Here is a 4,784-nt window from a genome sequence, read left to right on the forward strand (position 1 = left end):
GGGTGGGGGACATCGGTGTGGTGCGGGCCAGGGCGACGGTGCCGGCGGCGGTCAGCGCGCCCGCCGCCAGCGCGGTCAGCGTGCTCGCCGCGCCGGTCGGCAGGGGCTCGCCGAGCAGGAGGGCCCCGAAGGCGACGGCGGTGAGAGGGTCGGCCACCTGGAGGGCGGCGAAGGCGACGCCGAAGTGGCCGACGGCGTAGGCGCGCTGCAGCAGGGCCAGCGCGATCAGGGCGGGCAGCGGGACGGCGATCAGGAACCACGGCTCCCAGTCCCCGTCGACCAGCACCCGGGTGAGCGTGGCGGTCGCGCCGTACAGCACCCCGGCGGCCATCGCCAGCAGGCCGGCCCGCCTGGCCGGGGGCGCCTGCAGGGCGGCGGCCCAGAGCGCCAGGGCGGCGGTGGCCGCCCCCGCGAGCAGGACCACCGCCCCCCCGGTGCCGAGGCGCGGCTCGCCGGTGTGCTCGGGTACGACCAGGACCAGGCCGATGAGCCCGATCGCGATCACAGCCGCGGCGGCGAGTTCACCGGGCTGCGGCCTGCGGCCCCGCAGGGCGGCGGCGCAGGGCAGGGCGAACAGGAGGCTGGCCACGCCCATCGGCTGGACCACCGTGAGCGGGCCGTACTTCAGCGCGACGACGTGCAGGGCGGTGCCGGCCGCGACGGCGAGGCCGCCGAGCAGCCAGCGAGGACGCCTGACCAGGCGGCGTAGGGTGGCCGGGACCGCGCTCGCGGCCTCGAACTGCTGCAGCGCGGCCCCGAGTGCGAAGAACAGCGATCCCAGCAACGCCAGGCCGGCTGCCAAGACAGTCATACGCACTCCTCTCAGAGCAGATCAAGACATGGCGAGATGACCGAGACGCCTCGCGGAGGCGTCCGGGGAGGGTCGTGTGGTGGGCCAGTGGCAGCGTCCCGCGCCGGTCGGTGCCGGAGCCATAGGGGTTCTCCCTGACTTGGACGGGAAATCCCTGATATCAAGGTCGGGGCTGTTGACCTGCTGGCTTCGATTATCGTAGTTTCGCGGGCATGGATCTGGTCGGAGCCTGGCGGCTGGTCGAGTGGCGGATCGCCCACGCGGACGGACGGATCTCCCACCCCTTCGGCCGCGACGCGACGGGCCTGCTCTGCTACACCCCTGACGGCTACATGAGCGCGACCGTCGCGCGGGCCGGACGCCCTTCGCTGCGCGGAGCGGGCCCCCTGCGGGCATGTCCCCAGGAGCGGGCCGAGGCGCCCGCGTCGTTCTTCTGCTGCTCGGGCCGGTACGAGGCCCGTGACGGCCAGGTGGCCCACGACGTCGAGATGGCGCTCGATCCGGCCGTCAGCGGCACCGTCCAGCTCCACGAGCTGAACTTCGACGGTGACCGGCTCATCCTGGCCGCCGTCGAGGACGGCGGATGGCACACCCTGATCTGGCGGCGGGGATGAGCCGCGCGGCGGTCAGCCACGCGAGCCGGCGAGGACCGCCTCCCGCTCCCCGGCGGTACGGCGGCGCCGCACGTGCCGGACGGTCTCGGCCACCACGGTGATCGACAGGGCGATGCCGAGGCCGAGCAGCAGGCCCTTGACCGGGTCGTTCTCGAAGGCCGCGCCGCCCACGTAGCCGATCAGCGCGGAGTAGAGCGCCCAGGAGACGGTCGCGAGGCCGTCGAAGAGGGCGAACGAGCGCCGGGGGTAGGCGACCGCGCCCATGGTGAGGGTGCAGGCGGTCCTGCCGCCGGGAATGTAGCGGGCCACCACCAGCACGAGCCCGCCCCGCTCGGCCAGCGCCCTCTCCGCCCAGGCGAACGCCTTGCCGCTCCGCCTGCCGCCGCGCAGCCGGTTGTCGGCGGTGCGCCCGATGGCGTAGGAGATGTGGTCGCCGGCGAACGCGCCCACCGCCGCCACCACGATCACCAGCGCGAGGTTCGGCGCACCGGTGGAGGCGGCGAACACCCCCGCCGTGATGACGGACGTCTCGGCGGGCACCACGGGGAAGAACCCGTCGAGCATCGCCAGCGCGAACAGCGCCGGATAGATCCAGGGTGAGGTCATCACGTCGTGCAGGGTGTCCAGGATGGCCTGTGTCACAGCCGCGCTCCTATGGTGTCGGGGATCTCTGACAGCACGCTGGCGACCCGCCGGACTCCGGGGCATCGGGGGAGGCCCCGGAAACCGGCGGACGCCACCCCTGAGAGCCCTCAGGGATCCGTCCCGTCGAACCTAGGAACCGGGAAGGGGCCGTCACATCGCGCGATCGGCTGTCCCGACCCCCTACTTTCGTCAGGGGAGGTCCGATACCTCCGGCGGAGACGCTCGGCCGGGCGTCCTTGTACCGTCACAGTCGTGATGAGACTGACGAGGCGGCGGAACCGGCGGGAGGTCCGGCGTGATCTGCTGCTCTGGGCCCTGCTCTGCCTGCCGGCGTTCCTGGCCCCGGCCGTCCCTCCCTGGTGGGAGCCGGCCACCGGCCAGGCGTCGCTGCTGGTGGCCGTCGCCGGCGTGATCGCGCTGGGGATCGCCGTGCTCGTGAGCCGCGAGGCCCCGCTGGCGGCCATGCTGCTGGTCCTGGCACTGGGGGCGTGGAACGTCGCCGACGGCCTGGCCACCGTCCAGCCCTGGCGGCTCGACGGCATGACCAAGCTGGGCCCGCTGAACGGGCTCACGCTGGGGATCGTCGTGTTCTCCTACCTGGCCGGTCGCCGGGCGGCGGACCCGCGTCCCGCGAAGCTGGCGTTCACCGCGATCCTGGGGACGGGCACGGCCGTGGCCCTGATCTCCTCCTGCGGTCCGAGTCCCGACGCCGCGACCACGGAGTTCTGGATCCCCGCCCTTTCCGGCGTCCTGCTCTTCGGTCTCCTGCCGTGGCTGATCGGCAGGCTGGTGTGGCAGCGGGCCCGCGAGCAGCGCCTGGTCGTCGACCAGGCGCAGCTCCGCGAGCGCAACCGCATCGCCCAGGACATGCACGACTCCCTCGGCCACGACCTCGCGCTCATCGCCCTGCGCGCCGCCGCCCTGGAGATGGCTCCCGACCTCGCCGAACGGCACCGTCAGGCAGCCGGAGAGCTCCGTGAGGCCGCCGCCGAGACCACCGAGCGCCTGCGCCGGGTCATCGGCGTGCTCCGCGAGGACGACCGGGCGCCGCTGACCCCTCCGGAGGAGAGCGTCGCCGAGATCGTCGACCGGGCCCGGGAGTCGGGCCTCCGGGTGGAGCTGCGCGGGCAGGAGTCGCTGCGGGACCGTACGGCCTGCCGGGTCGTTCAGGAGTCGCTGACCAACGCCACCAAGCACGCCCCCGGCTCGGCGGTGACGGTCGAGGTCCTCCGGGCCGCCGCCGGGATCACGGTGACCGTGACCAACCAGGCGGCCCAGACGCCGGCCGGCCGCCCCCGGGGGGGCGGGCTGGGGCTGATAGGGCTGCGCGAGCGAGTACGGCTGGTGGGCGGCACGTTCGAATCGGGACCGAGCGGCGGTGGCTTCCGGGTCGTCGCCCGGTTCCCCTGTGAGGATGGGGCGACATGATCCGGGTGCTGCTGGCCGACGACGAGACCATGATCCGGGCCGGGGTGCGGGCCATCCTGGCCGCCGACCCGGAGATCGAGGTGGTCGCGGAGGCGGGCGACGGGCGGGAGGCGATCGACCTCGTCCTGAGCCACCGCCCCGACGTCGTCCTGCTGGACATCCGGATGCCCCGGATGGACGGGCTCTCGGCGGTCGCCGAGCTGCGCCGGGTCGCGCCCGGCACCGCGGTGGTGATGCTGACCACCTTCGGCGAGGACGACTACATCGCCCGGGCGCTCGGCGAGGGCGCCGGCGGGTTCCTGCTCAAGTCCGGCGACCCGCGCGAGCTGCTGGCCGGGATCCACGCCGTCGCCGAGGGAGCCGCCTACCTCTCGCCGCGCGTCGCGCACCGGGTCATCACCCAGCTCACCGGCGGCCGGATGACCCGCGCGGTGGCCGCCCGGGAGCAGGTGACCGCTCTCACCCCGCGGGAGCGCGATGTGCTGGCCCTGGTGGGGGCGGGGCTGTCCAACGGGCAGATCGCCCGCCGCCTCTACCTGGTGGAGGGGACCGTCAAGGCCCACGTGAGCGCGATCCTCACCCGGATCGGGGCGCGGAACCGGGTCCAGGCCGCGATCCTCGCCCACGAGGCCGGGCTGCTCGACTCAGTTGAGCCGCCAGATGGCGAAGTTCAGTGAGGCCGCGTAGGTGACCCAGAGCAGGTAGGGCACCAGGAGCCAGGCGGCCACCCGGCTGATCCGCCGGAACAGGACGATGGTGGCCGCGATGGCCACCCAGAGCACGACGATCTCGGCGAAGGCCAGGCCGTACCGGCCGGCGCCGAAGAACAGCGGGGTCCAGGCCGCGTTGAGGACGAGCTGGACGGCGTAGACGCCGAGCGCGGGCGTCCAGCCCCGTGCCGACCACGCGAGCCAGCCGGAGATGGCGATCATGATGTAGAGCACCGTCCAGGCGGGGCCGAACAGCCACTGCGGCGGCGCCCACGGCGGGCGCTCCAGCGCCAGGTACTCGCCGCCGGCGTTGACCGCCGACAGCGATCCGACCACTGCGACCAGGACGAGCGCGACGGCGAAGACCGGAAGGCCCGCCCAGCGTTTCGGTTGTTGTGCGATGACCATGACACCTCCCTGCCCTCCTCTTCGTGTCCCTACCGCCCGGCGGTTTCGATCCGGAGGACTCCGGTCCCGTACGGGAGGGGGAGCGGCGGCGGAGCCGGAAGGGACACGGGCCTGAGACGCCGGCCTCGCGGGCGCCTCCGCCCCGGTCGGGCGGGTGCGCTCCTAGGC

At 73.8% G+C, this 4,784-nt stretch carries 6 protein-coding genes; 3 read left to right on the forward strand and 3 right to left on the reverse strand.

Going from position 1 to position 4,784, the window contains the following annotated elements; genetic code table 11:
- On the reverse strand, positions 1-811 hold an 811-nt coding region (locus CA984_RS42630; protein WP_086578986.1), incomplete at its 3' end, for a DMT family transporter.
- Between the two features lie 212 nt (positions 812-1,023).
- On the opposite strand from CA984_RS42630, the gene CA984_RS42635 reads away from it, so the two are divergent.
- A complete protein-coding gene (locus CA984_RS42635) occupies positions 1,024-1,425 on the forward strand; it encodes a lipocalin-like domain-containing protein (RefSeq protein WP_086578987.1) in 402 nt (133 codons plus the stop codon).
- Positions 1,426-1,437: 12 nt separating this feature from the next.
- On the opposite strand, the gene CA984_RS42640 is transcribed toward CA984_RS42635, so the two are convergent.
- Positions 1,438-2,067 carry a DedA family protein gene (locus tag CA984_RS42640; RefSeq protein ID WP_086578988.1) on the reverse strand — a complete coding sequence of 210 codons (630 nt, stop codon included), beginning with the start codon at positions 2,065-2,067 and terminating at the stop codon, positions 1,438-1,440.
- A 258-nt stretch (positions 2,068-2,325) separates the two neighbouring features.
- Between CA984_RS42640 and CA984_RS42645 the strand changes: the two genes are divergently transcribed.
- Entirely contained in the window at positions 2,326-3,498 is a 1,173-nt protein-coding gene (locus tag CA984_RS42645) for a sensor histidine kinase (protein ID WP_242676483.1), read from the forward strand.
- Positions 3,495-4,175 carry a response regulator gene (locus tag CA984_RS42650; protein WP_086578989.1) on the forward strand — a complete coding sequence of 227 codons (681 nt, stop codon included), beginning with the start codon at positions 3,495-3,497 and terminating at the stop codon, positions 4,173-4,175. Before CA984_RS42645 ends, CA984_RS42650 begins: the two co-directional genes overlap by 4 nt.
- Here the strand turns inward: CA984_RS42650 and CA984_RS42655 are convergent.
- Positions 4,143-4,616, reverse strand: coding sequence for a TspO/MBR family protein (locus CA984_RS42655; RefSeq protein ID WP_086578990.1), 474 nt, complete (start codon positions 4,614-4,616; stop codon positions 4,143-4,145). The two genes, CA984_RS42650 and CA984_RS42655, sit on opposite strands and share 33 nt — an antisense overlap.
- Between the last annotated feature and the right edge of the window lie 168 nt (positions 4,617-4,784).

It is taken from the genome of Streptosporangium minutum (assembly GCF_002149035.1).
In the GTDB taxonomy this organism is placed as follows: Bacteria; Actinomycetota; Actinomycetes; order Streptosporangiales; family Streptosporangiaceae; genus Streptosporangium; species Streptosporangium minutum.

Bases quoted from the DNA above. Each gene is read 5' to 3' on its own strand.
- CA984_RS42635 (WP_086578987.1), top strand. From the start codon at position 1,024: ATGGATCTGGTCGGAGCCTGGCGGCTGGTCGAGTGGCGGATCGCCCAC.
- CA984_RS42645 (WP_242676483.1), top strand. From the start codon at position 2,326: ATGAGACTGACGAGGCGGCGGAACCGGCGGGAGGTCCGGCGTGATCTG.
- CA984_RS42650 (WP_086578989.1), top strand. From the start codon at position 3,495: ATGATCCGGGTGCTGCTGGCCGACGACGAGACCATGATCCGGGCCGGG.
- CA984_RS42655 (WP_086578990.1), bottom strand. From the start codon at position 4,616: ATGGTCATCGCACAACAACCGAAACGCTGGGCGGGCCTTCCGGTCTTC.